Here is a 26,514-nt window from a genome sequence, read left to right on the forward strand (position 1 = left end):
TAGTACGGGCGTGGTGACGGTCAGGTCCATTTCATCTCTGCTTAACATGCGGCTACTCATCGTCACCCATGCGAAACATGGGCGGCCATCACCGGAAACGGCCCTCCGAGAGCCTGTGGCGCATCCTGACCCGCCCAAGATCCTGCCCGCACGGGTCGTCATTCTGAGGAGACGTTCACGTTGGAAGCAGCAGATATCGCTTTTGTGGTGATCTGTGCCGCTATGGTCATGCTGATGACCCCCGGCCTCGCCTTCTTCTACGGAGGCATGATCCGTGTCAAGAGCGCCTTGAACATGCTCATGATGTGCTTCATCGCCACCGGCATCTCCAGCGTGCTGTGGGTGCTCTACGGCTTCTCCATCGCCTTCGGTGACAGCGTCAACGGCGAGGGCGGCGGCATCATCGGCAACCTCGACTTCATCGGCTTCAAGGGAATGCTCGGTGTCGAGGGCTCCGAGACCCTCCTCACCTTCGCCGTGTTCCAGCTGATGTTCGCCGTACTCACCCCGGCCCTGATCAGCGGTGCCCTGGCCGAGCGCGTCAAGTTCAGCGCCTGGGCCGTCTTCATCGCGCTGTGGGTCTCCATCGTCTACTTCCCCGTCGCGCACTGGGTCTGGGGCGACAACGGCTGGATCGGCGGCCTGGAGATCGACGGGCGCGAGGTCATCGACTTCGCCGGCGGTACCGCGGTCCACATCAACGCCGGCGTCGCGGCCCTCGCCGCAGTCCTGGTGATCGGCAAGCGCGTCGGGTTCAAGAAGGACCCGATGCGTCCGCACAACCTGCCCATGGTCATGCTCGGTGCCGCCCTGCTGTGGTTCGGCTGGTTCGGCTTCAACGCCGGCTCGGAGCTCGCCGCCAACGGCACCACCGCCCTGATGGCCCTCAACACCATGGTCGCCACCGGCACCGCCGTCCTGGGCTGGCTGGCCTACGAGCGCATCCGGCACGGCGCGTACACCACGCTCGGCGCCGCGTCCGGCGCGATCGCCGGCCTGGTCGCCATCACCCCCTCCGGCGCCAACGTCAACCCGATGGGTGCCCTGCTCATCGGCCTGGTCGCCGGCGCGGTGTGTGCCTGGGCCGTCAGCCTCAAGTACAAGCTGGGCTTCGACGACTCCCTCGACGTGGTCGGCGTCCACCTCTTCGGCGGCATCATCGGCACTCTGCTGGTCGGCTTCCTGGCCATCGACGGTGCCGGCGGCTTCGCCCAGTTCGCCCTCCAGGCCGTCGCCGCGGCCGCGGTCATGGCGTACTCCTTCGTCGTCACCTGGATCCTGGCCAAGATCATCGACTCCACCATGGGCTTCCGGGCCACTGAGGACGACGAGACCGCCGGGCTCGACCAGGTCTACCACGCGGAGACCGGGTACGACTTCAGCCAGACCGGCACCGGTTCGGTGTCCGTGGCCAGCAGCGTTCCGGCGACCGCCCAGACGGCCTCCGGTGAGAAGAAGGTGGACGCATGAAGCTCATCACCGCAGTGATCAAGCCGCACCGTCTCGACGAGGTCAAGTCGGCCCTCCAGGCCTTCGGTGTGCACGGCATGACCGTCACCGAGGCCAGCGGCTACGGCCGGCAGCGCGGACACACCGAGGTCTACCGGGGTGCCGAGTACACCGTCGACCTCGTCCCCAAGATCCGCCTGGAGATCCTCGCCGAGGACGACGACGCCGAGCAGCTGATCGACGTCGTGGTCAAGGCCGCCCGCACCGGCAAGATCGGTGACGGAAAGGTCTGGAGCGTCCCGGTCGAGACGACCGTACGGGTCCGCACCGGCGACCGCGGCCCCGACGCCCTGTGACACCGGGCACCGCGACAAGGCACCACCTGACGATCTGAACAGGAGCTGGGGACCGCATGACGGCGGAGTCGACATCCACCACCGGCACGGACACGGGCCCCAGCGGCGGGTACGCGGCGGCCAGGCTGCGTCTGCTGGGCGAACCATTCGCCGAGCAGACCCGGCCCGGGCCGCCGCGCCGCGCCGAACTCGCGCAGCTCACCGACACCTGGCTCACCGGCCTGCTCGGCCCCCGGCCGCACAGCCCCCGCGTCGCCCTCGTCGCCGTGGGCGGCTACGGACGCGGCGAACTGTCCCCCCGCAGCGACCTCGACCTGCTCCTCCTGCACGACGGAACCGGCAGCGCCGCCGAGATCGCCGCCCTCGCCGACCGCCTCTGGTACCCCGTGTGGGACCTCGGCATCGCCCTCGACCACTCCGTCCGCACCCTCGGCGAGGCTCACACGACCGCCGCGAACGACCTCAAGGTCCATCTCGGCCTGCTGGACGCCCGGCACATCGCCGGCGACGCCGCCCTCACCACCGAACTGCGCACCGCCCTGCTCGCACAGTGGCGCGCCCAGGCACCCGCCCGCCTCCCGGCCCTGCACGAACTCGGCCGCGAACGCGCCCGCCGCCACGGCGAACTGCCCTTCCTCCTCGAACCCGACCTCAAGGAGGCCCGCGGCGGCCTGCGCGACGCCACCGCGCTGCGCGCCGTCGCCGCCTCCTGGATCGCCGACGCCCCCCGGAGCGGCCTCGAAGCCGCCCGCTCCACCCTCCTGGACATCCGCGACGCCCTCCACCTGACCACCGGACGCGCCACCGACCGGCTCGCCCTGGAGGACCAGGACCAGGTCGCCAAGGCCCTCGGCATGCTCGACGCCGACGCCCTGCTGCGCCGCGTGTACGAGGCGGCCCGCACCATCTCCTACGCCTCCGACGTCACCTGGCGCGAGGTCGGCCGGGTACTGCGCTCGCGCGCCGCCCGGCCCCGGCTGCGACAGCTGCTCGGCGGCCGCGGCGGCCGCCGGGTCAACCCGGCGGAACAGCGCACCCCGCTCGCCGAAGGCGTGGTCGAGGTGGACGGCGAGGTCGTGCTGGCCCGTTCCGCCCGTCCCGACTGCGACCCGGTGCTGCCGCTGCGCGCCGCCGCGGCGGCGGCCCAGGCGGGGCTCCCGCTGGCCATGCCCGCCGTCCACGCGCTCGCCGCCGGCGCCGCCCCGCTCCCCGCGCCGTGGCCGGCGGAAGCGCGCGAGGAGTTCATCACCCTCCTCGGCGCGGGGCCGGACACCGTCCCGGTGTGGGAGGCACTGGAGGCCGGCGGGCTGATCGACGCCCTGCTGCCCGACTGGGAACGCGTGCGCTGCCGCCCCCAGCGCAACCCCGTGCACCGCTGGACCGTCGACCGGCACCTGGTCGAGACCGCCGTCCGCGCCTCCGCGCTCACCCGCCGCGTCCAGCGTCCCGACCTGCTGCTGGTCGCTGCCCTGCTGCACGACATCGGCAAGGGCTGGCCCGGGGACCACAGCGTCGCCGGGGAGACCATCGCCCGCGACATGGCCGCCCGCATCGGCTTCGGCCCCGCCGACGCCGAGGTGCTGGCCACCCTGGTACGGCACCACCTGCTGCTCGTGGAGACCGCCACCCGCCGCGACCTGGCCGACCCCGCCACCATCGCTCACGTCGCCACGGCCGTCGGCTCCACCGGCACCCTCGAACTCCTCCAGGCCCTCACCGAGGCCGATGCCCTGGCCACCGGCCCCGCCGCCTGGTCCACCTGGCGGGCCTCCCTCATCGACGACCTCACCGCGCGGGTCGCCGCCGCACTGGAGGAGGGCAGCCCCTCGCCGCGCGCCGTCCCGCCACGGGCCACCGTCGCCGCCGAACGGCTGGCCATCGAGGCCTTCCGCACCCAGGCCCCGGTGCTCGCCCTGCACACCGCCCGCCCCGACCCCGCCACGCCGCCCACCGGGCGGGAACCGGGCCGCGCCGACGCCGCGCCGTCCCCGGACCTCCCGGACGGCGACGCCGCCGGCCCCGAACCCGTCGGCGTCGAGCTCGTCGTCGCCCTGCCCGACCAGCCCGGCGTGCTGCCCGCCGTGTCCGGCGTCCTCGCCCTGCACCGGCTCACCGTCCGCTCCGCCGAACTCAGCAGCGTCGACCCCGCCGGGCAGGGCGAGGTGCTGCTGCTCCAGTGGCGGGTCGCCGCCGCGTACGGCTCCCTGCCGCAGGCCGAACGGCTGCGCGCCGACCTGGTCCGCACCCTGGACGGCTCCCTCGACATCACCGGCCGGCTCGCCGAGCGCGAGGCCGCCTACCGCCGCCCGCGCCGCAGGACGCCGCGGACCCCGCCGCCGCGCGTCACCGTCGCACCATTCGGCTCGGCCCTGGCCACCGTCATCGAGGTCCGGGCCCAGGACGCCCCCGGGCTGCTCCACCGCATCGGCCGGGCCCTGGAGGGCGCGGGCGTGCGGGTACGCAGCGCCCACGTCAGCACGCTCGGCGCCAACGCGGTCGACGCCTTCTACGTGACCCGCCCGACCGGCGGCCCACTGCCCGCCGAACAGGCCGCGCAGCTCGCCCAGGACCTGGAACGCGCCCTCGCCCCCACCCCCGATCAGGAAGCCGCCGAACCCGCGGGCTGACCGTACCCGTGTCATACGGATACGCTGGAGGGCACCGCTCATCCGAGACCGCCGACGCATAAGGGATCCGCCAGCGCCGTGTTCGACACACTCTCCGACCGCCTAGCGGCGACGTTCAAGAACCTCAGGGGCAAGGGCCGCCTCAGCGAGGCGGACATCGACGCCACGGCGCGCGAGATCCGTATCGCCCTGCTGGAGGCCGATGTCGCCCTGCCCGTGGTGCGCGCCTTCATCGGGCAGATCAAGGAGCGGGCCAGGGGCGCCGAGGTCTCCAAGGCGCTCAACCCCGCCCAGCAGGTCATCAAGATCGTCAACGAGGAGCTCATCGGCATCCTCGGCGGCGAGACCCGGCGGCTGCGGTTCGCCAAGAACCCGCCCACCGTGATCATGCTGGCCGGCCTCCAGGGTGCCGGTAAGACCACCCTCGCCGGCAAGCTCGGCCGCTGGCTGAAGGAGCAGGGCCACACCCCGCTGCTGGTCGCCGCCGACCTCCAGCGGCCCAACGCCGTCAACCAGCTCGCCGTCGTCGCCGAACGCGCCGGCGTCGGCATCTTCGCCCCCGAGCCCGGCAACGGCGTGGGCGACCCGGTCAAGGTCGCCGAGGACTCCCTGGTCCACGCCCGCGACAAGCAGTTCGACGTGGTCGTCGTCGACACCGCCGGCCGCCTGGGCATCGACCAGGAGATGATGGCGCAGGCCGCCGACATCCGGGACGCCGTGCGCCCGGACGAGGTGCTCTTCGTCGTCGACGCGATGATCGGCCAGGACGCGGTCACCACCGCGGAGGCCTTCCGCGACGGCGTCGGCTTCGACGGTGTGGTGCTCTCCAAGCTGGACGGTGACGCGCGCGGTGGTGCGGCGCTGTCGATCGCCCAGGTCACCGGCCGGCAGATCATGTTCGCCTCCAACGGCGAGAAGCTGGACGACTTCGACGCCTTCCACCCGGACCGGATGGCCTCCCGGATCCTGGGCATGGGCGATGTGCTCAGCCTCATCGAGCGGGCCGAGCGCACCTTCAGCCAGCAAGAGGCCGAGGCGATGGCCTCCAAGCTGGCCAAGGGCCCCAAGGAGTTCACCCTCGACGACTTCCTGGCCCAGATGGAGCAGGTCCGCAAGATGGGCTCCATCTCCAAGCTGCTCGGCATGATGCCCGGCATGGGCCAGATGAAGGAGCAGATCAACAACCTGGACGAGCGCGAGGTGGACCGCACCGCCGCGATCATCAAGTCCATGACGCCGGCCGAGCGAGCCGACCCCAAGATCATCAACGGCTCGCGGCGGGCCCGTATCGCGCGCGGCTCTGGGGTCGACGTCTCCACGGTCAAGGGCCTGGTGGAGCGCTTCTTCGAGGCCCGCAAGATGATGTCGAAGATGGCCCAGGGCGGCGGGATGCCCGGCATGCCCGGTATCCCCGGCATGGGCGGCGCGGGCAAGCGCAAGGGCAAGCAGCAGAAGAAGACCAAGGGCAAGCGCCAGTCGGGCAACCCGATGAAGCGTCAGCAGCAGGAACGCGCCGAGGCCCAGCGCAAGGCCGAGGGCGGCGGTGCCGCCTTCGGTGTCCCCGGCGCGGGCCAGGACCCGGGCGACTTCGAACTGCCCAAGGAGTTCCGGGACATGCTGCCCCCCAAGTGACCGAAGCGGTGCCCACGGCGCCCGGAGACGTACCGCACGTCTCCGGGCGCCGTACCATGTCCGCCATGGCCAAGGCTCCCGTACTCACCCCGCAGGACCAGGACTTCCCCCGCTGGTACCAGGACCTGATCGGCAAGGCCGAGCTGGCGGACAACGGGCCGGTGCGCGGCACCATGGTGATCCGACCGTACGGATACGGGCTGTGGGAGCGGATGCAGCAGGAGCTGGACGCCCGGATCAAGGCGGCAGGTGCCCGTAACGCCTACTTCCCGCTGTTCATCCCCGAGTCCTATCTCAGCCGCGAGGCCGAGCACGTGGAGGGCTTCGCACCGGAGCTGGCGGTGGTCACCCACGGCGGCGGCAAGCGCCTGGAGGAGCCGGTGGTGGTCCGGCCCACCTCGGAGACGATCGTCAACGAGTACTTCTCCAAGTGGGTGAACAGCTACCGCGACCTGCCGCTGCTGATCAACCAGTGGGCGAACGTGGTGCGCTGGGAGATGCGGCCGCGGGTCTTCCTGCGGACCACCGAGTTCCTGTGGCAGGAAGGGCACACCGCGCACGCGAGTTACGAGGAGGCCCGCGACTACGCCGCCCGCATCCACCGCGAGGTGTACGCCGACTTCCTGCGCAATGTGCTGGCCATCGACGTCGTCCTGGGCCGCAAGTCCCCCGCGGAGCGGTTCGCCGGCGCCATCAACACCCTCACCCTGGAGGGCATGATGCGCGACGGGAAGGCGCTGCAACTGGGCACCAGTCATGAGCTGGGCCAGAACTTCGCGAAGGCCTTCGACACCCGCTATCTCGGCCCGGACGGCGCGCGTCGGCTGGTGTGGCAGACCTCCTGGGGCGCCTCCACTCGCATGGTGGGCGGGCTGATCATGTCCCACGGTGACGATCAGGGGCTGCGGGTGCCGCCGCGGCTGGCGCCGGTGCAGGCGGTGGTGCTCGCGGTCAAGGGCGACGGGGCGGTGCTGACGGCGGTGAACGAGACCGCCGCGGCACTGCGTGCGGCGGGGGTCCGGGTGGAGACCGATGAGCGCGTGGAGATCCCCTTCGGGCGGCGTGCCGTGGACTGGGAGCTGAAGGGCGTACCGGCCCGGGTCGAGATCGGTCCGCGCGATCTGGCGGACGGAGCGGCCATCCTGGTGCGCCGTATCCCGGGCGGGAAGCAGCCGGTGGCGCTGGCTGCGCTGCCGGGGCTGCTGCCGGGCCTGCTGGAGGAGGACCAGGCGCAGTTGCTGCGCGAGTCGCGCGAGCGGCGTGAGGCCCGTACCGCCGAGGTGTCCGGCGTCGAGGAGGCGGTGGCGGCGGCCGCGGCGGGCGGCTGGGCGCGGATCCCCTGGGCGGATCTCGGTCCGGAGGGCGAGGCGCGCCTGGCGCAGGACGCCGTGTCGGTGCGGGTCCTGGTGGCGGCGGACGGGTCGGTGCCGGCCTCGGACGACGCACCCGGTACGGTCGCAGTGGTGGGTCGCGCCTACTGACCGAGATCTCCGGGGATTTCGGCGTCGCCATGAACTGACGGGTAAGTGCAAATTCGCGGACTTGGCACCGGAATCGGAACACCCGGTGGGCCTTGCTCGTTACACACGACGTGAGCACGACACCACCAGTTCTCGCCGCCGAGCTGGCGCACGCGTGGGCCGACATTCAACGGCACCACCCGGAGTTGCCAGACCTGGCCGCCCCTGAATCCCTGATCGGGGAGTCGTCGTCCGCCTGTGGACACGAGCTCTCCTTCGAACGACTGTTGCACGAGGCCGTGCATGGCATCGCCGCCGCCCGCGGAGTGCGGGACACCTCCCGGGCGGGGCGGTATCACAACCGCCGCTTCCTGGCGATCGCCGAGGAGCTCGGTCTCGACCACGCAGAGGATCCGCATCCCAGCAGCGGATTCTCCCTGGTGACCATGAACGCCGAGGCCCGCAGGCGTTACCGACCCACGGCCGAGCGCCTCCAGCGAGCCCTCAAGGCCCACCTGGCGGCGACCGCCACCGACACCAAGCGCAGTTTCCGCGGGCCCGCCGCCCGCCACGGTTCCTCCGGTGGCGGCGTACGGGTCAAGGCCGTCTGCGAATGCGGACGCAACGTGCGAGTCGTCCCCTCCGTCCTCGCACAGGCTCCCATCATGTGCGGTGCCTGCAAGAAGCCCTTCCAGATCGCCGAGACGGCAGTGGCCGGGAAGACGATGGCGGTCGCCGCGTCCGTGTGACGCGATCGGGCCCGTCTCCTGAGACGCCCCCGGGGCGGCGCCGAGCGCCGGTCCCCCCACCTTTACCCGGGCGTGCTTCGGGCCTGTGCCCATGTGGCAGAATGAAACGCTGAACTCGACAGTCGTACAGGACCCTCTCGCCTTCGGCTGGCGCGTCCATCGGGCCCTCCTGAGCCGCAACCCCACGTGGCAGAACGCTGTGGCCCATACGTCAAGACTCAGGAGACACCACAGCAGTGGCAGTCAAGATCAAGCTGAAGCGACTGGGCAAGATCCGTTCGCCGCACTACCGCATCGTCGTCGCCGACTCCCGCACCCGCCGTGACGGCCGTGCGATCGAGGAGATCGGCCTGTACCACCCGGTGCAGAACCCCTCGCGCATCGAGGTCGACTCCGAGCGTGCCCAGTACTGGCTGGGGGTCGGCGCCCAGCCGACCGAGCCCGTGCTGGCCATTCTGAAGGTCACCGGTGACTGGCAGAAGTTCAAGGGTCTGCCCGCCCCGCCGCCGATGAAGGTCGCCGAGCCGAAGCCCGACAAGCGCGCCCTCTTCGAGGCCGCGGCCAAGGAGTCGGGTGGCGAGCCCAAGGGCGAGGCCATCACCCAGAAGGCCAAGAAGAGCGACAAGGCCGACAAGAAGGCCGACGCCGAGGGCGCCGACGCTCCGGCCGAGTCGACCGAGGGCTGAGATGCTTGAGGAGGCCCTGGAGCACTTGGTGAAGGGCATCGTCGACAATCCCGACGAGGTCCAGGTCGCCTCGCGCACCTTGCGCCGTGGGCGCGTGCTGGAGGTCCGGGTGCACCCCGACGACCTCGGCAAGGTGATCGGCCGCAATGGCCGGACCGCCCGATCGCTGCGTACGGTCGTGGGCGCGCTCGGCGGCCGGGGCATCCGGGTCGATCTGGTCGACGTGGACGAGGTCCGTTAGGACCCGTCGCGATGGCATCACACCGAAGGCCGGGGGCCGAGCACAGCGCCCCCGGCCTTCGGCTGTTCGCGCAGCACTGAGGGAAGAGACGGAACAGTCACCGTGGAGCTGGTTGTAGCCCGCATCGGGCGTGCCCATGGCATCAAGGGCGAGGTCACCGTCGAGGTACGGACGGACGAGCCGGAGGCGCGGCTGGCACCGGGCACGGTGCTCGCCACCGATCCGCCCGGCACCGGACCGCTGACGATCGAGACCGGCCGGGTGCACAGCGGGCGGCTGCTGCTGCGGTTCGCCGGGGTGAGCGACCGGAGCGGAGCCGAGGCCCTGCGCAACACCCTGCTGATCGCCGAGGTGGACCCCGAGGAGACCCCGGACGACCCGGAGGAGTACTACGACCACCAGTTGATCGACCTCGACGTGGTCACCCGTGACGGCACCCACATCGGCCGGATCACCGAGATCTCGCACCTGCCGTACCAGGATCTGCTCGTGGTGGCCCGTCCCGGCGGCGGCGAGGCGCTCATCCCCTTCGTCGAGGAGATCGTTCCCGAGATCGACCTGACCGAGCAGCGCGCCGTCATCGACCCGCCGCCCGGGCTCCTGGAGGAGCCGGCGGACGCCGGCGGCGACGGCGCGGAGGACGGCCGGCGGTGAGGATCGACGTCGTCAGTATCTTCCCCGAGTACCTGGAGCCCTTGAACGTCTCCCTGGTCGGCAAGGCCCGCGCCCGCGGACAGCTCGACGTGCGGGTGCACGATCTGCGCCAGTGGACGCACGACCGGCACCACACCGTGGACGACACGCCCTATGGCGGCGGCCCTGGCATGGTCATGAAGCCCGACCCCTGGGGAGAGGCGCTGGACGCGATCATCGCGGACGGCGAGGGCACCCCCGAGCTGATCGTCCCCACCCCCAGCGGAGTGCCGTTCACGCAGCGGCTCGCCGTGGAGCTGTCCGCCGCGCCGTGGCTGATCTTCACCCCCGCCCGGTACGAGGGGATCGACCGCCGGGTGATCGAGGAGTACGGCGCCCGGCTGCCCGTGCGTGAGGTCTCCATCGGCGATTACGTCCTGGCGGGCGGCGAGGCCCCGGTGCTCGTGATGACCGAGGCCATCGCCAGGCTGCTCCCCGGCGTGCTCGGCAACGCCGCCTCCCACCAGGACGACTCCTTCGCCCCGGGCACGATGGCGGCTCTGCTGGAGGGCCCGGTCTACACCAAACCGCCCAGCTGGCGCGGGCACGAGGTGCCCGACGTGCTGGTCAGCGGGCACCACGGGAAGATCGCCCGCTGGCGCAGGGACGAGGCGCTGCGCCGTACGGTCGCCCACCGTCCTGATCTGATCGCCGGTGCCGAGCCGGGGGCATTCGACAAACGGGACCGCGCGACCCTGGCGGACGAGGGCTGGTGGCCGCGGCCGGACGGCCGATTTGAGCCCGGGTCACCGGGCGTGGAAGAATAGCCCGGCTCACCCCGCCCGCGCGCGACCCTGCCACAGGGGGATCGACGCCCGCCGGCGGAGAGCGCACCGAAGTGTCCCCACCATGACCAGAACCGCTGATGACCTGTGGCATCCGCGAGGAGAGCAGCCAGACATGACCCACCTTCTCGACTCTGTCGACTCCGCGTCGCTGCGCGACGACGTCCCGGCCTTCCGGCCCGGTGACACCATCAACGTCCACGTGCGCGTCATCGAGGGCAACCGCTCCCGTGTGCAGCAGTTCAAGGGCGTTGTCATTCGCCGCCAGGGCTCCGGCATCCGCGAGACCTTCACGGTCCGCAAGGTCAGCTTCGGCGTGGGCGTGGAGCGTACCTTCCCGGTGCACACTCCCGTCGTGGAGAAGATCGAGGTCGTGACCCGCGGCGCCGTCCGCCGTGCGAAGCTGTACTACCTCCGCGAGCTGCGCGGCAAGGCCGCCAAGATCAAGGAGAAGCGCGAGCGCTGATCGGCCCCGCCCGATGGCCGGTTACCATCAGGCGTGACCGAATCCGACGCACAACTTCCGGAGCGCGACCGCTCCTCCGGCTCCGAATGGGGCAGGTGGTGGCGGTCGCGCTCCGTGCGTGTCTGGACCGTCTCGCTGCTGAGCACGGTGCTGGTCTTCGGACTCACCAGCGCTTATGTCGTGCAGCCCTTCGTCATCCCCAGCGGTTCCATGGAGGGCACGCTCCAGGTCGGTGACCGGGTGTTGGTCAACAAGCTCGCGTACAGCTTCGGCGGGGAGATCCGGCGCGGCGATGTCATCGTCTTCGACGGCGCCGGCACCTTCGCCGCCGAGCCGGAGGAGCCCGGGCTGTTCGGCGGTCTGTTGCGCACGGCGGGCGCCGTGGTGGGTCTCGCTCCGGCGTCGGGTACCGACTATGTGAAGCGCGTGATCGGGATCGGCGGGGACCGGGTGGTCTGTTGCGACGCCCAGGGGCGGATCGAGGTGAACGGTGAACCGCTCGACGAGCCCTATCTGTATCCGGGGGACGAGCCGTCGACGGTCAGGTTTGACATCGAGGTGCCGGAGGGACGGTTGTGGGTAATGGGTGACCACCGTTCCGATTCGGCGGACTCCCGGGAGTATCTGGGGGCCCCAGGGGGTGGCACGATTTCCGAGGACAAGGTGATCGGCCGGGCCGATTGGATCGGCTGGCCGCCCAGCAGAATGAGCTCACTGCGGTCCGGCGATGGGTGAGCGGGGGAAGCCCCGAAGCGGGCGTGGACGGCTGGGCCGTGGGGCACCGCAGGAACCGCGGGGCGCCGAGCACGACGCTCCGGAGGATCTGGACGGGCAGCCCGGGGAACAGGCGGAGGGCGCGGCGGACCGGCCCACGCTGCGCGGGCCCGGCGAGGGCCGCGCGGACCGGCGGCGGGCGGCGAAGCGGATCAGGCGGCGGCGGCGGTTGCGCGCCACCCGTGAGATACCGATCCTCATCGGAGTGGCGCTCCTGATCGCGTTGGTACTCAAGACCTTTCTGGTCCAGGCGTTCGTCATCCCGTCGGGGTCGATGGAACAGACGATCAAGATCGACGACCGGGTGCTGGTGGACAAGCTGACCCCCTGGTTCGGCTGGGAGCCGCAGCGTGGTGAGGTGGTCGTCTTCCGGGACCCGGGCGGCTGGCTGGAGCAGGACCCGCAGGCCGCCGCGGGCGATCCGCCGGCCGGGATCAAGCAACTGCGGGACGGGCTGACCTGGATCGGACTGCTGCCCTCCGCCGAGGACCAGGATCTGATCAAGCGGGTGATCGGGGTCGGCGGGGACCGGGTGGTCTGCTGCGAGGAGGCCGGCCGGATCACGGTGAACGGCGTCGCGGTGGACGAGCCCTACCTCTACCCCGGGAATCCGCCTTCACGGATCGAGTTCGACGTGACGGTGCCCGAGGGGCACATCTTTGTCATGGGTGACCACCGGTCGAACTCCGCGGACTCCCGGTACCACCTGGAGGGGCCGGATCAGGGTACGGTTCCCACTGAGCTGGTCGTGGGCCGTGCCGTGGTCATCGCCTGGCCGTTCTCCCACTGGCAGCGGCTGGACGCCACCGACGTCTTCGCGGCGGTGCCGGACCCGGCCGGGACGGACGGGACGGTCGAGGACGCCGAGGCGCGGGCCGCTCCGCCGGAACGGGCCACGCTCGGGAACAATGTTTTGGCGCCACTCCCGATCCCTGTGGAACTTCCGCTCGTTATGGGAGTAGTGGGCCTGTGGCGGATACCGCATGGGCAGAAACGCAGCGTGAGGAGTGGATGTGGGGGATGTGGCAGTCGGTGCACGGTCCGGTGCGGACGATCCGGAGGAATCCCCGGTGAGTCCCGGCGGCGGAGCATCTGGCGAGGAGCCCCCAGGCGACGGTCCTGACCCCGAGGGTCAGGGCAAGGGCGGTTACCAGCCCGACGACGGCGAGAGCACGCCGGCACCGGGCAAGAAGCAGCGTTCCTTCTGGAAGGAGCTGCCGATCCTGATCGGCATCGCCATCGTGCTGGCGCTGTTGATCAAGACCTTCCTGGTTCAGGCGTTCTCGATCCCCTCGAACTCGATGCAGAACACCTTGCAGCGGGGCGATCGCGTGCTGGTCGACAAGCTCACCCCCTGGTTCGGGTCCACCCCCGAGCGCGGCGAGGTGGTCGTCTTCAACGACCCGGGTGGCTGGCTGGGCGAGAGCCCGGAGCAGAGCGGATTCGGCGCCGCCGTGCAGCAGGGGTTGAGCTGGATCGGCCTGATGCCCTCCGCCGAGGACCAGGACCTGATCAAGCGGGTGATCGCGGTCGGCGGCGACACCGTCTCGTGCCGCAAGGGCGGTCCGGTGATCCTCAACGGCAAGGAACTGGACGAGAGCGAGTACCTCTTCCCCGGCAACACGGCCTGTGACGACCAGGAGTTCGGGCCGATCACCATCCCGGACGGCGAGCTGTGGGTGATGGGTGACCACCGGCAGGATTCGCTGGACTCCCGTTACCACCAGAACCTCCCCGGCGGCGGCACCGTGCCGGAGAGCAAAGTCGTCGGCCGTGCCATCGTCGTCGCCTGGCCGGTGAACCGCTGGTCCACCCTGCCCGTCCCCTCCAGCTACGACGACATTCCCAGTGCGGCGATGGCCACCGCCGTCGCTACGGCGGCCGGCCCGGCCGGACTGGGGCTGGCCCTGGCCGTCCCGCTGGTGCTGTGGCGGCGCCGGACACTGCTCCGCAAGGAGGAGTCGGCACAACGCTGATCGTGGGACATCCGGCGCTGGGTAGAGTCACTCCGGACCAAAAATCTGGAGGGTGTGATGAACGGAGCGCCGCGCCGTCCCACGGGGGTGGGGCATCGGCTGTCCCAGATCGCCGTCGCCCTGGGCTGCGTGCTGTTCGTGGGCGGCTTCGCCGTGGGCGCCCTGCTCTATCAGCCGTACGCCGTACCCACCGACTCCATGCACCCCTCGGTCGCGGCGGGGGACCGGGTGCTGGCCCAGCGCATCGAGGGCGAGCAGGTGCGCCGCGGGGATGTCGTGGTCTTCCGGGAGGCGACCTGGGGGGACGCCCCGATGATCAAGCGTGTCGTGGGCCTGGGCGGGGACACCGTGGCCTGCTGCGACCCGGGCGGGCTGCTGCTGGTGAACGGCGAGCCGGTCCACGAGCCGTACCTGGACCCGCGGTGGAGTGAGTCACCCACGGCCTACGAGGTCCGGATCCCGGAGGGCGAGCTGTTCCTGCTGGGTGACCAGCGGCTGGCCTCCATCGACTCCCGCGATCAGATCAGCGAGGCCACGGCGGGCAGTGTGCCCGTGCAGGCGGTCACCGCCCGGGTGGAGGCCACGCTGTGGCCGCCCGGCTCCGCGGGGCTGCTGCCGCGCCCCACCGGCTTCGCCGACCAGCCCGGCGGCATATCCGGTACAGGACCGTTTCTCCTGCTGTGCTGGGCCATCGCCGCCGGCCTGCTGCTGATCCTCGCCGGGGCGCTCTACGGCCCGCTGGCGCGTCGCTCATCCCGATCGGGCCACCGAGGGGTGCCGAAACCGACGGGTGACGCACAATGAGGGAAGCACGGCTGAAGGGGATCACGCCATGAGCGCCGAGGACCTCGAAAAGTACGAGACCGAGATGGAGCTGAAGCTCTACCGGGAGTACCGTGACGTCGTCGGTCTGTTCACATATGTGATTGAGACCGAGCGGCGCTTCTACCTCACCAACGACTACGAGATGCAGGTGCACTCGGTCCAGGGAGAGGTGTTCTTCGAGGTGTCGATGGCCGACGCCTGGGTGTGGGACATGTACCGTCCGGCCCGTTTCGTCAAGCAGGTGCGTGTCCTCACCTTCAAGGACGTGAACATCGAGGAGCTCAACAAGAGCGATCTCGATCTGCCCGAGGACTCGGGATTCGGCGGATCGCACGGGCAGTGACCGCACCACAGACTCACTCGGACGAGTGAGTGAGTTATCCACAGCAGCCCGGTTTTCCACAGATTCCGGCCGCCCTGCACCTTGACCGGCCCGTATCGGGCAGCCTGCCCGCATGGCTCCGATCACTCTGTGTTGTCTTCTGCTCGCTCTGGCCGGTGGCGGCTCACCGCCCGACCGTGCCTGGCCCGTCCCCGGTGCCCAAGGGGCGTCCCGGCCGCTGATCCTCCGGCTCTTCGATCCTCCCGCCACCCCATGGGGCGCCGGCCACCGCGGAGTGGACCTGCACACCGACCCGGGCGCCACCGTGGTGGCGGCAGCTCCGGGCACCGTGGTGTTCGCGGGCCAGGTCGGGGGCCGCGGGGTGATCAGCATCGAGCTCGCCGGTGACGACGGCCCTCCGATGCGCATCACCTACGAGCCGGTGCGGGCGACCGTGGCCGCGGGGGAGAAGGTCACCGCCGGTCAGCCGGTGGGAATCCTGGAGAGCGGCCGGTACCACTGCGACCGGCCCTGCCTGCACTGGGGCTTCAAAGAGAGCGGCACCCGCCGCTATCGGGACCCGCTGAGCCTGCTGCCCGCCGAGCTGCTACGCCCGGGCCCCTCCCGGCTGCTGCCCGTCCACGGCGTCCCGCTCCCCGGCGACGGCCCCGCCCACTCCGTCCAGCGCGATCCGCACGGCGGTACCGGCGATCTCGGCCGGGTCGTCGAACCCGGACAGCGCCCGGCGCACCGCGGCGTCCACCACTCCCTGGAGGAGCGCCGCCGCCGGCCGCGGCTCGGTGTGCCCCAGGCCGCGAAGCGCTTCGGTGATCAGCTCAAACAGGCCGCCGTGCGCCGCCTTGATCTTCTCCCGGGCCGCCGCGTCAAGTTCCATGGCGGACAGCGCCACCACCGCTCGGTGCCGACCGTCGCAGGCGAGCGCGAGCTGCGCACGCACATAGGCCTCCACCTGGCCGCGCGGGGAGTCCGCCGCGGCCACCGCCGCCTCGATCTCGGCGACCCACAGGGGGAAGTCGACCGCGCACAGCGCCTCGACCACCGCACCCCGGGAGCGGAAGTACTCGTAGACGGAGGAACGCGCCAGGCCCGTACGGGCAGCAAGCGCGGGGAAGGTCAGTGCGGCTGCTCCGCCTTCGGACAACAGTGACCGGGCAGCGTCCAGCAGGGCGTCGCGCTGCAGCGAGCGGTGCTCGGCCACGGAGGCCGCTTGGATCCTGGGCACCAGACCACTGTAGAGCGTGCGGCGGCGCGGTTCAGCCCTGCGCGCAAGGGGTGCCTCAACCGCTCACCTCGGCGAGCTTCGCCCGCAGCTGGAGCACGGACTTGGTGTGGATCTGGCTGACCCGGCTCTCGGTGACCCCCAGAACCTGGCCGATCTCCGCCAGCGTCAGCCCTTCGTAGTAGTACAGCGTCACCACCGTCTTCTCCCGCTCCGGCAGGGTGTTGACGGCCCGGGCCAGCAGGCGCCGCAGTTCGCGGTCCTCGGCCACCTCCACCGGATCGTCGGCGGCCGTGTCCTCCAGCGTGTCCATCAGGCTCAGCCGGTCGCCGCTCTCCCCGCCCACATGAAGCAACTCCTCCAGTGCCACCACATTGGCAAGTGACAACTGGCTGAATACCGCGTGGAGTTCCTCCAGGGTGATGTCCATCTCCCGGGCCACCTCGGACTCCGAGGGGGTGCGGCGCAGCGACGCCTCCAAGGTGGCGTAGGCCCGCTCGATGGCGCGTGCCTTCTGCCGCACCGAGCGCGGGATCCAGTCCAGGGCCCGCAGTTCGTCGATCATCGCGCCGCGGATCCGGGTGATGGCGTAGGTCTCGAACTTGATGGAGCGCTCTGGGTCGAACTTCTCGATCGCGTCGATCAGACCGAACACCCCGGAGGAGACGAAGTCGGCCTGCTCCACATTGGGTGGCAGCCCCACACTCACCCGGCCCGCCACGTACTTCACCAGGGGGGAGTAATGCAGGATCAGCTGCTCCCGCAGCCGCTCGTCGCCGGTGGCCTTGTAGGTGCGCCACAGCCCATCGAGCGAGGTGGGCGCGGCGGGAAGCGTCGCGCTCTCCACCACGGCCGGTGCGGCCGGCGCCGGGTGCGCGGGCCCGGGAGAGTGCTGGGGCATGCGTTGTCTTGAGCCGTTCTGCAGGGATCTGAGCGGGTGATGCGGAGTTCCGGGATGGCGAACTCTGTGAGCGTAGCGTGACTGGTGGGTCGCTTTGTGCAGGTGGCCGAAGTTGACCGATGCGCAGATACGTTCCGCTGGCCGCACCGTCGTGTTACGCCCCCGCACCAACGTGTGACACGGAGGGGAGGGCGTGTCGGCCGTGGCAATGCCGTAACTGCCAGCGATCGCCAACATGTTCGACAAAGCCGAGGGAGCCGAGTTCGAGCAGCCGGGCCAGAGCCGTGTCGGCGGCCATGCAGGCCCCGCGGGCGACCTCCGCCACCGTGACCGCTCCCGAGGCCGGCAGCGCGTCCAGCACCCGACCCGCCGTCTCACCCAGCAGATCACGGGGAACCACCGGGCCGGCCTCCGTGTCCGCCACCTCCCCCATGTCACCGACGAGCTCGATGACCTCGTCCGCCCCGCCCACCAAGGTCGCCTCCTGACGGATCAGCCGGTGCGCCCCTGCCGAGAGCCCCGAGGTCACCGGGCCCGGCACCGCCATCAGATGCCGCCCGAGCCCGGCCGCCCGCCGGGCGGTGATCAGCGAACCGCTGCGCAATGCGGCCTCCACCACCACCGTCCCGCGGCTCAGCGCGGCGATCACCCGGTTCCGCTGCACGAACCTGCCCCGGGTGGGACGTTCCCCCGGTGGCAGCTCGCTGACCAGCAGCCCGCTCTCGGCGATCCGGCTCAGCAGTTCCCGGTGGCCGGCCGGGTAGGCCACATCGAGACCGCAGGCCAGAACGGCCACCGTGGGGCCGGCCACCGCGAGCGCGCCGCGGTGCGCCGCGCCGTCGATCCCGTACGCGGCACCCGAGATCACCGTCCAGCCGCGCTCGGCGAGCGCGGCTCCCAGCTCCGAGGCCATGTGTCCCCCGTAGTCGGTGCACGCCCGCGCTCCCACCAAGGAGACCGACCGCAGTGCCACGAACCGCAGTGAGCAGCCGCCGCGCGCCCACAGAGCAACGGGGCGGGTCTCCCCGAGATCGTCCAACTGTCCGGGCCACTCCCAGTCACCCGGGCACACCAGCCGGCCGCCGCATCGGGCCATCTCCTCCAGGTCGGGGCCCGGCGTGGCCCGCTCGGCCCGCAGCCGCAGGCCGGCCCAGCGGCCGGCCGACACCTCCGGCAGCGGCTCGTCCCGCTCAAGGGCACGCCACACCCGTTCGGCGCCCAGCCGGGCCAGCTGCCGGCCCATGAGTTCGTCCCCGGGCTCGATCACCCCGGTGAGCGCCGCCCGTGCCAGCCGTTCCTCGTGCGATACCGAGCCGCTCACGGCAGACTCCCCGCCACCCCGGCGCCCCGTCGTACCCCGGTGCGGAACTCCAGAGCGGCATCCACGTCGTCCGCCGTGGGCCGGTCGTGCCCGGCCAGGTCCGCCACCGTCCAGGCCACCCGCAGCACCCGGTCCAGGCCCCGGGCCGTCAGCGTGCCGCGATCCAGGTCCATCTCCGCCCTGGCCAGTGCTCCGGGGGCCGGCGCCCAGCGGCTCCGCAGCTCGTGACCCGGAGCCTCACCGTTGGTGGACCACGCCATCCCCGCGTAGCGGGCCGCGGCCCGCTCCCTGGCCGCACCCACCCGTTCCGCCACCTCGGCGGTCGACTCGCCGCCGCCCGGCGACGTCAATTCGGCCCGTCCCACCGGCTCCACCGGCACCCGCAGATCGATCCGGTCCAGCAGCGGGCCGGACAGCCGGGCCCGGTAGCGCCGCACTGTACTGGGCGGACACTCGCACTCACCGGCGGGCGAACCGTGCAGCCCGCACGGGCAGGGATTGGCGGCCAGCACCAGCAGCACCCGGGCCGGCATCCGCAGCATCCCGGCCGAGCGTGCCACCACCACCTGCCCGGACTCCAGCGGCTGCCGCAGCGCGTCCAGCACCTGGCTGCTCATCTCGGCAGCCTCGTCCAGAAAGAGCACCCCGTGGTGGGCGAGGGAGGCCGCGCCGGGCCGGGGCAGTCCGCTGCCGCCGCCCACCAGTGCGGGCAGTGAGGCGGAGTGGTGCGGGGCGCAGTACGGCGGCCGGTCCACCAGGGGACGCCCCGGCGGCAGCGAACCGCTCACCGAGTGCACCGCCGTGACCTCCAGCGCCTCCTGGCGGGTGAGCGGCGGCAGCAGTCCCGGCAGCCGCTCGGCCAGCATGGTCTTGCCCGCACCGGGCGAGCCCTTGAGGAACAGATGGTGCCGCCCGGCCGCCGCCACCTCCAGCGCCCGGCGGGCCAGCCGCTGGCCCGCCACCTCCGCCAGATCGGGTGGCCGCTCCGTTCCGTCGAAGGTGCGATACAGGCCGCCCGGCCGCGGATAGCCCCAGCTCGCGCCATGTGCCCCGGGGCCGGCTCCCTCGGGCCCGGTCCCGGGCGTGGGCTCCTCCGGCACCGGCTCACCGGCCAGTACCGCGATCAGCTGCCGCAGGCTGCGTACCCCCAGCACCGCCACGTCCGGCACCAGCGCCGCCTCGGCGGCGGTCTGCTCGGGCACCACCACCTGCCGGTATCCGGCCTCCGCCGCGGTGAGCACGGCGGGCAGCACCCCGCGCACCGGCCGGACCCCGCCGTCCAGGCCCAGCTCCCCGATCAGCAGCAGGTCCGCGATCGCCTTGGGGTCGATGCGTTCGGCCGCCGCCAGGACGGCGCAGGCCACGGCCAGGTCGAAGCCGCTGCCGCGCTTGGGCACCGCCGCCGGGCTGAGCCCCACGGTGAGTTTCTTCTGCGGCCACTCGGCGCCCGAGTTGAGCACCGCTGCCCGCACCCGGTCCCGGCTCTCGTTCAGCGTTCGGTCGGCGAGGCCGACCAGGGTGAAGGCCGCCAACCCCGGCTCCAGATCCGCCTGCACCTCCACCACGACGCCCTCGACCCCGACGAGAGCGACGGCTCCGGTACGCGCGAACCCCATCACGCCACCCCCTTGGCGTGCTCCACGACCGGAGCACCTCGGCGGGGCAGCAGCACCCCGATCAGATCGATCCGTACCCCGCCGGCCGGCGGGGTGCCGTACGCCGGCAGCCAGCGTTCGCTCAGCCACCACTCGGCCAGCCGTCGCAGCCGTTCCGCCTTGCTGGGCGTCACGCCCGCCATCGGGTGCTGGAACCCCGCTCCCCTGCGGGTCTTCACCTCGCACACCAGCACGGCCCCGGCCCGGCCGGGCTCCCGGGCCACGATGTCGATCTCCCCGGCCCGGCAGCGCCAGTTCCGCTCCAGCACGGTCGTGCCCGCGGCCGCCAGCCGCCGTACCGCCAGGTCCTCTCCGAACCGGCCCAGCGCTCCTCGCTGTCCTCCGGTGCGTCCCGTCGCACGCGCCATCGCGCATCACCTCCGCCCCGGACGGTGCCCCAGCCGGAGGAAGCCCGCGGGGGCCTGTGGACAACCCCGGGGGTGTGGACAACCCGTTCACCCTTGCGGGTGAACGGGTTCCCGTCGTGGCGGGGTCCGCGGGCGCCCGGACGGCCACCGATGGGCTGTCGCCCCGCATGCCTGGGGTCCCGTACACTTCTGGTGGCGATCCGGGGACCCGGATCGACCTCGCATGCCCCGCCACCACCGCGTCCCGGCCTCGCAGCCGAAGCGCTGAGGTGGCCGCGACACTCGGTCCGCGGGACAGCCTTCACCGGCTTCCCCGGCACAGCGCGCAGGGGCGTCAGGAGCGCCGGCCGCCCGGCCGGCGCTGACAACCGAGTACCACGAGGAGAACGGCCATGGCCGTCGTCACGATGCGGGAGCTGCTGGAGAGCGGCGTCCACTTCGGGCACCAGACCCGCCGCTGGAACCCGAAGATGAAGCGCTTCATCTTCACCGAGCGCAACGGCATCTACATCATCGACCTGCTCCAGTCGCTGTCGTACATCGACCGCGCCTACGAGTTCGTCAAGGAGACCGTCGCCCACGGCGGCACGGTCATGTTCGTCGGCACCAAGAAGCAGGCTCAGCAGGCCATCGCGGAGCAGGCGACCCGGGTTGGCATGCCCTTCGTCAACCAGCGCTGGCTCGGCGGCATGCTCACCAACTTCTCCACCGTGCACAAGCGCCTCCAGCGCCTCAAGGAGCTGGAGCAGATCGACTTCGAGGACGTGGCCGCCTCCGGCCTGACCAAGAAGGAACTGCTCGTTCTCTCCCGCGAGAAGGCCAAGCTGGAGAAGACCCTGGGCGGTATCCGCGACATGCAGAAGGTGCCCAGCGCCGTCTGGATCGTGGACACCAAGAAGGAGCACATCGCCGTCGGCGAGGCCCGCAAGCTCAACATCCCGGTGGTCGCGATCCTCGACACCAACTGCGACCCGGACGAGGTCGACTACAAGATCCCCGGCAACGACGACGCGATCCGCTCCGTCACGCTGCTCACCCGGGTCATCGCCGACGCCGTCGCCGAGGGCCTGATCTCCCGCTCCGGTGCCGCCGAGGCGGCCAAGGGCGGCGAGAAGGCGGCCGCCGAGCCGCTGCCCGAGTGGGAGCGCGAGCTGCTGGAGCGCGGTGAGTCCGCCGAGGCCAAGGCCGAGGACAAGCCCGCCGAGCAGGCCCCCGCCGAGGCCGCCCCCGAGGCCCCCGCGGCGGACACCCCCGCCGAGCAGGGCTGACGCGAGCCGCAGAGCGATTCATCGACATTCCGGGAAGAGAATCAGACAACCATGGCGAACTACACCGCCGCTGACGTCAAGAAGCTCCGTGAGCTGACCGGCGCCGGCATGATGGACTGCAAGAAGGCGCTGGACGAGGCCGAGGGCAACGTCGACAAGGCCGTTGAGATCCTGCGCGTCAAGGGGCAGAAGGGTGTGGCCAAGCGTGAGAGCCGCACCACCGAGAACGGCGCCGTCACCTCGCTGATCTCCGACGACGCCACCTCCGGTGTGCTGGTCGAGCTCAAGTGCGAGACGGACTTCGTCGCCAAGGGCGAGAAGTTCCAGGCCGCACTCGCCACCATCGCGCAGCACGTCTCCGCGACCGCCCCCGCGGACCTGGAGACCCTGCTGGCCTCGGAGATCGAGCCCGGCAAGTCCGTGCAGGCGTACGTCGACGAGGCCAACGCGACCCTGGGCGAGAAGATCGTTCTCGACCGCTTCGCGCGCTTCACCGGCGGCTACGTCGGCTCCTACCTGCACCGCACCAACCCCGACCTGCCGCCGCAGGTGGGTGTGCTGGTGGAGCTGGCCGAGGCCGGCGACCAGGCCGCCCAGGTGGTCAAGGACGTCGCGCAGCACATCGCCGCGTTCGGCCCGCGCTACCTGTCCCGCGAGGACGTGCCCGCCGAGCTGGTCGACTCCGAGCGTCGCGTCGCCGAGGCGACCGCCCGCGAGGAGGGCAAGCCCGAGGCCGCCCTGGCGCGCATCGTCGAGGGTCGGGTGAACGGCTTCTACAAGGAGAACGTTCTCCTCGACCAGGCCTTCGCGAAGGACAACAAGAAGACGGTGCAGAAGGTCCTGACCGAGGCGGGCGCCACGGTCAAGAACTTCGCCCGCTTCCGCGTCGGCGCCTGATCACGGAATCCGTCCCGCGCCATCGGCGGCGGACGGGACCGCGCCCGGCTATTGTCGGGGGCGGCAGGCCGTACGGCCGAGCCGGGTCAGGACCCGGCCGGCCGCAGTTGTGACGAGGAGGCCATTGCCGAACAGGACCGTCAAGGATCCACGGGCAATGGCCTCTTCAGCATGCGCACGAGGAGATTTCCATGAACCAGGGCGCCGCCGCCGCCGAAAGGACGGACGGCAAGGACGTCACACCTCCCCGCTTTCTCCTGAAGCTTTCGGGAGAGGCCTTCGCGGGCAATGGAGGGCTCGGCGTCGACCCCGACATCGTCCACAAGATGGCGCGGGAGATCGCCGCCGTGGTCCGGGACGGTGCTCAGATCGCCGTGGTCATCGGCGGCGGGAACTTCTTCCGCGGGGCCGAACTCCAGCAGCGCGGCATGGACCGGGCCAGGTCCGACTACATGGGCATGCTGGGCACGGTGATGAACTGCCTCGCGCTCCAGGACTTCCTGGAGAAGGAGGGCATCGACTCCCGGGTGCAGACGGCGATCACCATGGGACAGGTCGCCGAGCCGTACATTCCGCTGCGCGCGGTGCGGCACCTGGAGAAGGGCCGGGTCGTCATCTTCGGCGCCGGCATGGGCATGCCCTACTTCTCCACCGACACCACGGCCGCCCAGCGTGCGCTGGAGATCAACGCCGAGGCGCTGCTGATGGGCAAGAACGGGGTCGACGGAGTCTACGACTCCGACCCGGCCAAGAACCCCGACGCGGTGAAGTACGACGCCCTCGATTACGGCGAGGTCATCACGCGCGATCTGCGGGTCGCCGATGCCACAGCCATCACGCTGTGCCGGGACAATTCGCTCCCCATTCTGGTCTTCGAACTGCTGGCCGAAGGCAATATCGCCCGCGCCGTAAAGGGTGAGAAGATCGGCACGCTCGTGAACAGCCAGGGCCGACGGGCCTGACCGCCCGTCACGTCACGTCATACACATCGAACCAGGAGCACGTGGTGATCGAAGAAGCCCTCCTCGAGGCTGAGGAGAAGATGGAGAAGGCAGTCGTCGTCGCCAAGGAGGATCTGGCCGCGATCCGTACCGGCCGTGCCCACCCGGCGATGTTCAACAAGATCGTGGCCGAGTACTACGGCGCGATGACCCCGATCAACCAGCTGGCCTCGTTCTCGGTGCCCGAGGCCCGGATGGCGGTGGTGACCCCGTTCGACAAGACCGCGCTGCGCAACATCGAGCAGGCGATCCGCGACTCGGACCTGGGCGTCAACCCCACCAACGACGGTCACATCATCCGGGTGGTCCTTCCCGAACTGAGCGAGGAACGGCGCCGGGACTACATCAAGGTCGCCAAGACCAAGGGCGAGGACGCCAAGATCTCGATCCGCGGGGTGCGCCGCAAGGCCAAGGAATCGATCGACAAGTCCGTTAAGGACGGCGAGGTCGGCGAGGACGAGGGCCGGCGCGCGGAGAAGGAACTGGACGACACCACCAGCAAGTACGTCGCCCAGGTCGATGAGCTGCTCAAGCACAAGGAAGCCGAGCTGCTCGAAATCTGAGCGCCGGGCGGCGTCCCCACGTCGCCGCTCCCGCTGTCACGCCGCACCGCCGCCACCGAAGGACGAAGGACACCGCCACCTGTGAACGAACCATCCTGGCGCCCGCCCCAGCCCGCCGCCGGTTACGGGGAACCGCCGGCGAACGCCCGTCCCCACGCGGCGGGTCACGAGGGTGGGAGCCGGGGCCCCGGGCGTGACGGGGCGGGCACTCCACCCGCCTCCGCCGCGCCGGCGGCGTCCACGCCGGGCGTCGCCGCGGGCGGCGGCCCCCAGGGGCAGGGCGGATCGAGCGGCGGCAAGCGGGCGGGACGCGACCTGCGGGCCGCCGTCGGGGTGGGGCTGGCGCTGGGCGCGGTGATCATCGCCTCGCTCTTCATCTACAAGCCGGTCTTCCTCGGCGTGATAGCGGTCGCCGTCATGGTCGGGGTGTGGGAGCTGTGCTCCCGGCTCGCCGAGCGCAAGCAGATCCAGGTGCCCATGGTGCCGCTGGCGGTCGGCGGCGCCGCCATCGTGGTGGCGGGGTACCTGCGCGGTGCGGCGGGTGCCTGGGTGGCCCTGGGGCTCACGGTGCTCGTGGTGCTCCTGTGGCGGATGGCGATCTCGCCCGAGACCTACCTGCGGGACGCCACCGCGTCGGTCTTCGCCGCCTTCTACGTTCCCTTCCTGGCCACGTTCGTGGCGCTCATGCTCGCCGCCGACGACGGCGCGTGGCGCGTTCTGACCTTCCTGGTGCTGGTGGTGCTCAGCGACACCGGCGCCTACGCGGTCGGCTGGCGGCTGGGCCGGCGCAAGCTCGCCCCCCGCATCAGCCCCGGGAAGACCCTGGAGGGGCTGGCGGGCGCCATCTCCTTCGCGATGGTGGGCGGCGCCCTGTGCTTCGCCTTCCTCATCGAGGACGGCTTGTGGTGGCAGGGCCTCCTGATGGGGCTCGCCGTCGCCATCTGCGCGACGCTCGGTGACCTGGGCGAGTCCATGATCAAGCGCGATCTGGGCATCAAGGACATGGGCACACTGCTGCCGGGCCACGGCGGCATCATGGACCGGCTCGACTCGCTGCTGCCCACCGCCCCCGTGGCCTGGCTGCTCTACCTGGCCTTCACCGGCGCCGGGTGAGCCCACGCGGGTGAATCTGCGACACTGGCTGAACCATGCCTAAGCCCGGAGAACTGACCTTTGTCGCGCCCCGCGGAGCCAAGAAGCCGCCGCGCCACCTCGCCGATCTGACCCCCGCGGAGCGCCGCGAGGCGGTGGCCGCCCTCGGCGAGAAGCCGTTCCGCGCCCAGCAGCTGTCGCGGCACTACTTCGCCCGCCTCAACGATGACCCGGCCGCCTGGACGGACATTCCGGCCGCCGCCCGGGAGCGGCTGGCGAGCGGGCTGCTGCCGCAGCTGATGTCGGTGGTCCGGCACATCAGCTGCGACGACGGCGCCACCCGCAAGACCCTGTGGCGGCTGCACGACGGGACACTGGTGGAGTCCGTGCTGATGCGGTACCCGGACCGGGTCACCATGTGCATCTCCTCACAGGCCGGCTGCGGCATGAACTGCCCGTTCTGCGCCACCGGCCAGGCCGGGCTCGACCGCAATCTGTCCACCGCCGAGATCGTGCACCAGATCGTGGACGGGATGCGCGCACTGCGGGACGGCGAGGTGCCCGGCGGCCCGGCGCGGCTGTCGAACATCGTCTTCATGGGCATGGGCGAGCCGCTGGCCAACTACAACCGCGTCATCGGCGCGATCCGGCGGCTGACCGACCCCGAGCCGGACGGCATCGGGCTCTCCCAGCGGGGCATCACGGTCTCCACCGTCGGTCTGGTCCCGGCGATGCGCCGGTTCGCCGACGAGGGGCTGAGCTGCCGGCTGGCGGTCTCGCTGCACGCCCCCGACGACGAGCTGCGCGACACCCTGGTACCGGTGAACACCCGCTGGAAGGTCCGTGAGGTCCTGGACGCGGCGTGGGAGTACGCGGAGCGCTCCGGGCGCCGCATCTCCATCGAGTACGCGCTGATCAGGGACATCAACGACCAGGCGTGGCGCGCCGATCTGCTTGGCAAGCTGCTGCGCGGACACCGGGCGCACGTCAACCTCATCCCGCTGAACCCGACGCCCGGTTCGAAGTGGACGGCCTCCCGTCCCGAGGACGAGGCGGCGTTCGTCGAGGCCCTCCGGGCACAGGGTGTGCCGGTCACCGTACGGGACACCCGTGGCCAGGAGATCGAGGGTGCCTGCGGGCAGCTGGCGGCGGCGGAGCGATAGCGGC

At 71.2% G+C, this 26,514-nt stretch carries 27 protein-coding genes and 1 pseudogene; 23 read left to right on the forward strand and 5 right to left on the reverse strand.

What is annotated here, in order from left to right; genetic code table 11:
- Nucleotides 1-180 precede the first annotated feature (180 nt).
- The 17 genes and pseudogenes from SXIM_RS21780 to SXIM_RS27675 form a co-directional block, all read left to right on the forward strand.
- Nucleotides 181-1,470 (forward strand): ammonium transporter, encoded by a 1,290-nt coding sequence (locus SXIM_RS21780; RefSeq protein WP_043178748.1) that lies wholly within the window; start codon nucleotides 181-183, stop codon nucleotides 1,468-1,470.
- Nucleotides 1,467-1,805, forward strand: a complete 339-nt coding sequence (locus SXIM_RS21785; RefSeq protein ID WP_030738355.1) for a P-II family nitrogen regulator — start codon at nucleotides 1,467-1,469, stop codon at nucleotides 1,803-1,805. The genes SXIM_RS21780 and SXIM_RS21785 overlap by 4 nt, the downstream gene beginning before the upstream one ends.
- Nucleotides 1,806-1,861: 56 nt before the next feature.
- Nucleotides 1,862-4,432, forward strand: a complete 2,571-nt coding sequence (locus SXIM_RS21790; RefSeq protein WP_046724929.1) for a [protein-PII] uridylyltransferase — start codon at nucleotides 1,862-1,864, stop codon at nucleotides 4,430-4,432.
- A gap of 78 nt (nucleotides 4,433-4,510) precedes the next feature.
- Complete coding sequence (gene ffh, locus SXIM_RS21795) at nucleotides 4,511-6,064, forward strand: signal recognition particle protein (RefSeq protein ID WP_030738350.1); 1,554 nt, start codon at nucleotides 4,511-4,513, stop codon at nucleotides 6,062-6,064.
- Between the two features lie 65 nt (nucleotides 6,065-6,129).
- Nucleotides 6,130-7,545, forward strand: coding sequence for a proline--tRNA ligase (proS, locus tag SXIM_RS21800; protein WP_030738348.1), 1,416 nt, complete (start codon nucleotides 6,130-6,132; stop codon nucleotides 7,543-7,545).
- Nucleotides 7,546-7,655: 110 nt separating this feature from the next.
- The gene (locus SXIM_RS21805) at nucleotides 7,656-8,273 is read left to right on the forward strand and encodes a hypothetical protein (protein WP_030738346.1); all 618 of its coding nucleotides are present in this window, start codon (nucleotides 7,656-7,658) and stop codon (nucleotides 8,271-8,273) included.
- A 236-nt stretch (nucleotides 8,274-8,509) separates the two neighbouring features.
- Nucleotides 8,510-8,959 (forward strand): 30S ribosomal protein S16, encoded by a 450-nt coding sequence (gene rpsP, locus SXIM_RS21810; protein WP_046724930.1) that lies wholly within the window; start codon nucleotides 8,510-8,512, stop codon nucleotides 8,957-8,959.
- A 1-nt stretch (nucleotide 8,960) separates the two neighbouring features.
- On the forward strand, nucleotides 8,961-9,200 hold the full coding sequence (locus tag SXIM_RS21815) for an RNA-binding protein (protein WP_019435522.1): 240 nt from the start codon (nucleotides 8,961-8,963) through the stop codon (nucleotides 9,198-9,200).
- Between the two features lie 102 nt (nucleotides 9,201-9,302).
- Nucleotides 9,303-9,854 carry a ribosome maturation factor RimM gene (rimM, locus tag SXIM_RS21820; protein ID WP_030738341.1) on the forward strand — a complete coding sequence of 184 codons (552 nt, stop codon included), beginning with the start codon at nucleotides 9,303-9,305 and terminating at the stop codon, nucleotides 9,852-9,854.
- The gene (trmD, locus tag SXIM_RS21825) at nucleotides 9,851-10,660 is read left to right on the forward strand and encodes a tRNA (guanosine(37)-N1)-methyltransferase TrmD (RefSeq protein WP_046724931.1); all 810 of its coding nucleotides are present in this window, start codon (nucleotides 9,851-9,853) and stop codon (nucleotides 10,658-10,660) included. Before rimM ends, trmD begins: the two co-directional genes overlap by 4 nt.
- A 133-nt stretch (nucleotides 10,661-10,793) precedes the next feature.
- On the forward strand, nucleotides 10,794-11,144 hold the full coding sequence (rplS, locus tag SXIM_RS21830) for a 50S ribosomal protein L19 (protein ID WP_030738334.1): 351 nt from the start codon (nucleotides 10,794-10,796) through the stop codon (nucleotides 11,142-11,144).
- 33 nt (nucleotides 11,145-11,177) lie between these two features.
- Nucleotides 11,178-11,879 carry a signal peptidase I gene (lepB, locus tag SXIM_RS21835; protein ID WP_030738332.1) on the forward strand — a complete coding sequence of 234 codons (702 nt, stop codon included), beginning with the start codon at nucleotides 11,178-11,180 and terminating at the stop codon, nucleotides 11,877-11,879.
- Entirely contained in the window at nucleotides 11,872-13,041 is a 1,170-nt protein-coding gene (gene lepB / locus SXIM_RS21840) for a signal peptidase I (RefSeq protein WP_246156913.1), read from the forward strand. The genes lepB (SXIM_RS21835) and lepB (SXIM_RS21840) overlap by 8 nt, the downstream gene beginning before the upstream one ends.
- A complete protein-coding gene (gene lepB / locus SXIM_RS21845) occupies nucleotides 12,941-13,894 on the forward strand; it encodes a signal peptidase I (protein ID WP_030738325.1) in 954 nt (317 codons plus the stop codon). The genes lepB (SXIM_RS21840) and lepB (SXIM_RS21845) overlap by 101 nt, the downstream gene beginning before the upstream one ends.
- Nucleotides 13,895-13,951: 57 nt before the next feature.
- Nucleotides 13,952-14,698: a signal peptidase I gene (gene lepB / locus SXIM_RS21850; RefSeq protein ID WP_046724932.1), complete on the forward strand. Its 747-nt coding sequence runs from the start codon at nucleotides 13,952-13,954 to the stop codon at nucleotides 14,696-14,698.
- Between the two features lie 28 nt (nucleotides 14,699-14,726).
- A complete protein-coding gene (locus SXIM_RS21855; protein ID WP_030738319.1) occupies nucleotides 14,727-15,062 on the forward strand; it encodes a DUF2469 domain-containing protein in 336 nt (111 codons plus the stop codon).
- A 112-nt stretch (nucleotides 15,063-15,174) separates the two neighbouring features.
- Nucleotides 15,175-15,594, forward strand: a pseudogene (locus SXIM_RS27675) (peptidoglycan DD-metalloendopeptidase family protein); the annotation flags it as partial.
- Between the two features lie 54 nt (nucleotides 15,595-15,648).
- On the opposite strand, the gene SXIM_RS27680 reads toward SXIM_RS27675, so the two are convergent.
- The 5 genes from SXIM_RS27680 to SXIM_RS21885 all read right to left on the reverse strand — a co-directional run bounded on the left by SXIM_RS27680 (nucleotide 15,649) and on the right by SXIM_RS21885 (nucleotide 20,526).
- A complete protein-coding gene (locus tag SXIM_RS27680) occupies nucleotides 15,649-16,284 on the reverse strand; it encodes a TetR/AcrR family transcriptional regulator (RefSeq protein ID WP_246156914.1) in 636 nt (211 codons plus the stop codon).
- Between the two features lie 55 nt (nucleotides 16,285-16,339).
- Entirely contained in the window at nucleotides 16,340-17,182 is an 843-nt protein-coding gene (gene whiG, locus SXIM_RS21870) for an RNA polymerase sigma factor WhiG (protein WP_030738314.1), read from the reverse strand.
- Between the two features lie 154 nt (nucleotides 17,183-17,336).
- The gene (gene dprA / locus SXIM_RS21875; RefSeq protein ID WP_046724934.1) at nucleotides 17,337-18,503 is read right to left on the reverse strand and encodes a DNA-processing protein DprA; all 1,167 of its coding nucleotides are present in this window, start codon (nucleotides 18,501-18,503) and stop codon (nucleotides 17,337-17,339) included.
- The gene (locus tag SXIM_RS21880; RefSeq protein ID WP_046724935.1) at nucleotides 18,500-20,119 is read right to left on the reverse strand and encodes a YifB family Mg chelatase-like AAA ATPase; all 1,620 of its coding nucleotides are present in this window, start codon (nucleotides 20,117-20,119) and stop codon (nucleotides 18,500-18,502) included. Before SXIM_RS21880 ends, dprA begins: the two co-directional genes overlap by 4 nt.
- Entirely contained in the window at nucleotides 20,119-20,526 is a 408-nt protein-coding gene (locus SXIM_RS21885; protein ID WP_030738308.1) for a YraN family protein, read from the reverse strand. Before SXIM_RS21885 ends, SXIM_RS21880 begins: the two co-directional genes overlap by 1 nt.
- Before the next feature lie 392 nt (nucleotides 20,527-20,918).
- Between SXIM_RS21885 and rpsB the strand changes: the two genes are divergently transcribed.
- The 6 genes from rpsB (at nucleotide 20,919) to rlmN (ending at nucleotide 26,510) form a co-directional block, all read left to right on the forward strand.
- The gene (gene rpsB / locus SXIM_RS21890; RefSeq protein WP_030738305.1) at nucleotides 20,919-21,794 is read left to right on the forward strand and encodes a 30S ribosomal protein S2; all 876 of its coding nucleotides are present in this window, start codon (nucleotides 20,919-20,921) and stop codon (nucleotides 21,792-21,794) included.
- Nucleotides 21,795-21,845: 51 nt separating this feature from the next.
- The gene (gene tsf / locus SXIM_RS21895) at nucleotides 21,846-22,691 is read left to right on the forward strand and encodes a translation elongation factor Ts (RefSeq protein ID WP_030738302.1); all 846 of its coding nucleotides are present in this window, start codon (nucleotides 21,846-21,848) and stop codon (nucleotides 22,689-22,691) included.
- Between the two features lie 191 nt (nucleotides 22,692-22,882).
- The gene (gene pyrH / locus SXIM_RS21900) at nucleotides 22,883-23,653 is read left to right on the forward strand and encodes a UMP kinase (protein ID WP_030738299.1); all 771 of its coding nucleotides are present in this window, start codon (nucleotides 22,883-22,885) and stop codon (nucleotides 23,651-23,653) included.
- 44 nt (nucleotides 23,654-23,697) lie between these two features.
- Nucleotides 23,698-24,255, forward strand: coding sequence for a ribosome recycling factor (gene frr / locus SXIM_RS21905; protein WP_030738298.1), 558 nt, complete (start codon nucleotides 23,698-23,700; stop codon nucleotides 24,253-24,255).
- 81 nt (nucleotides 24,256-24,336) lie between these two features.
- Entirely contained in the window at nucleotides 24,337-25,368 is a 1,032-nt protein-coding gene (locus SXIM_RS21910; protein ID WP_046724936.1) for a phosphatidate cytidylyltransferase, read from the forward strand.
- A gap of 35 nt (nucleotides 25,369-25,403) precedes the next feature.
- Entirely contained in the window at nucleotides 25,404-26,510 is a 1,107-nt protein-coding gene (rlmN, locus tag SXIM_RS21915) for a dual-specificity RNA methyltransferase RlmN (protein ID WP_030738292.1), read from the forward strand.
- Nucleotides 26,511-26,514: the final 4 nt, after the last annotated feature.

It is taken from the genome of Streptomyces xiamenensis (genome assembly GCF_000993785.3).
In the GTDB taxonomy this organism is placed as follows: domain Bacteria; phylum Actinomycetota; class Actinomycetes; order Streptomycetales; family Streptomycetaceae; genus Streptomyces; species Streptomyces xiamenensis.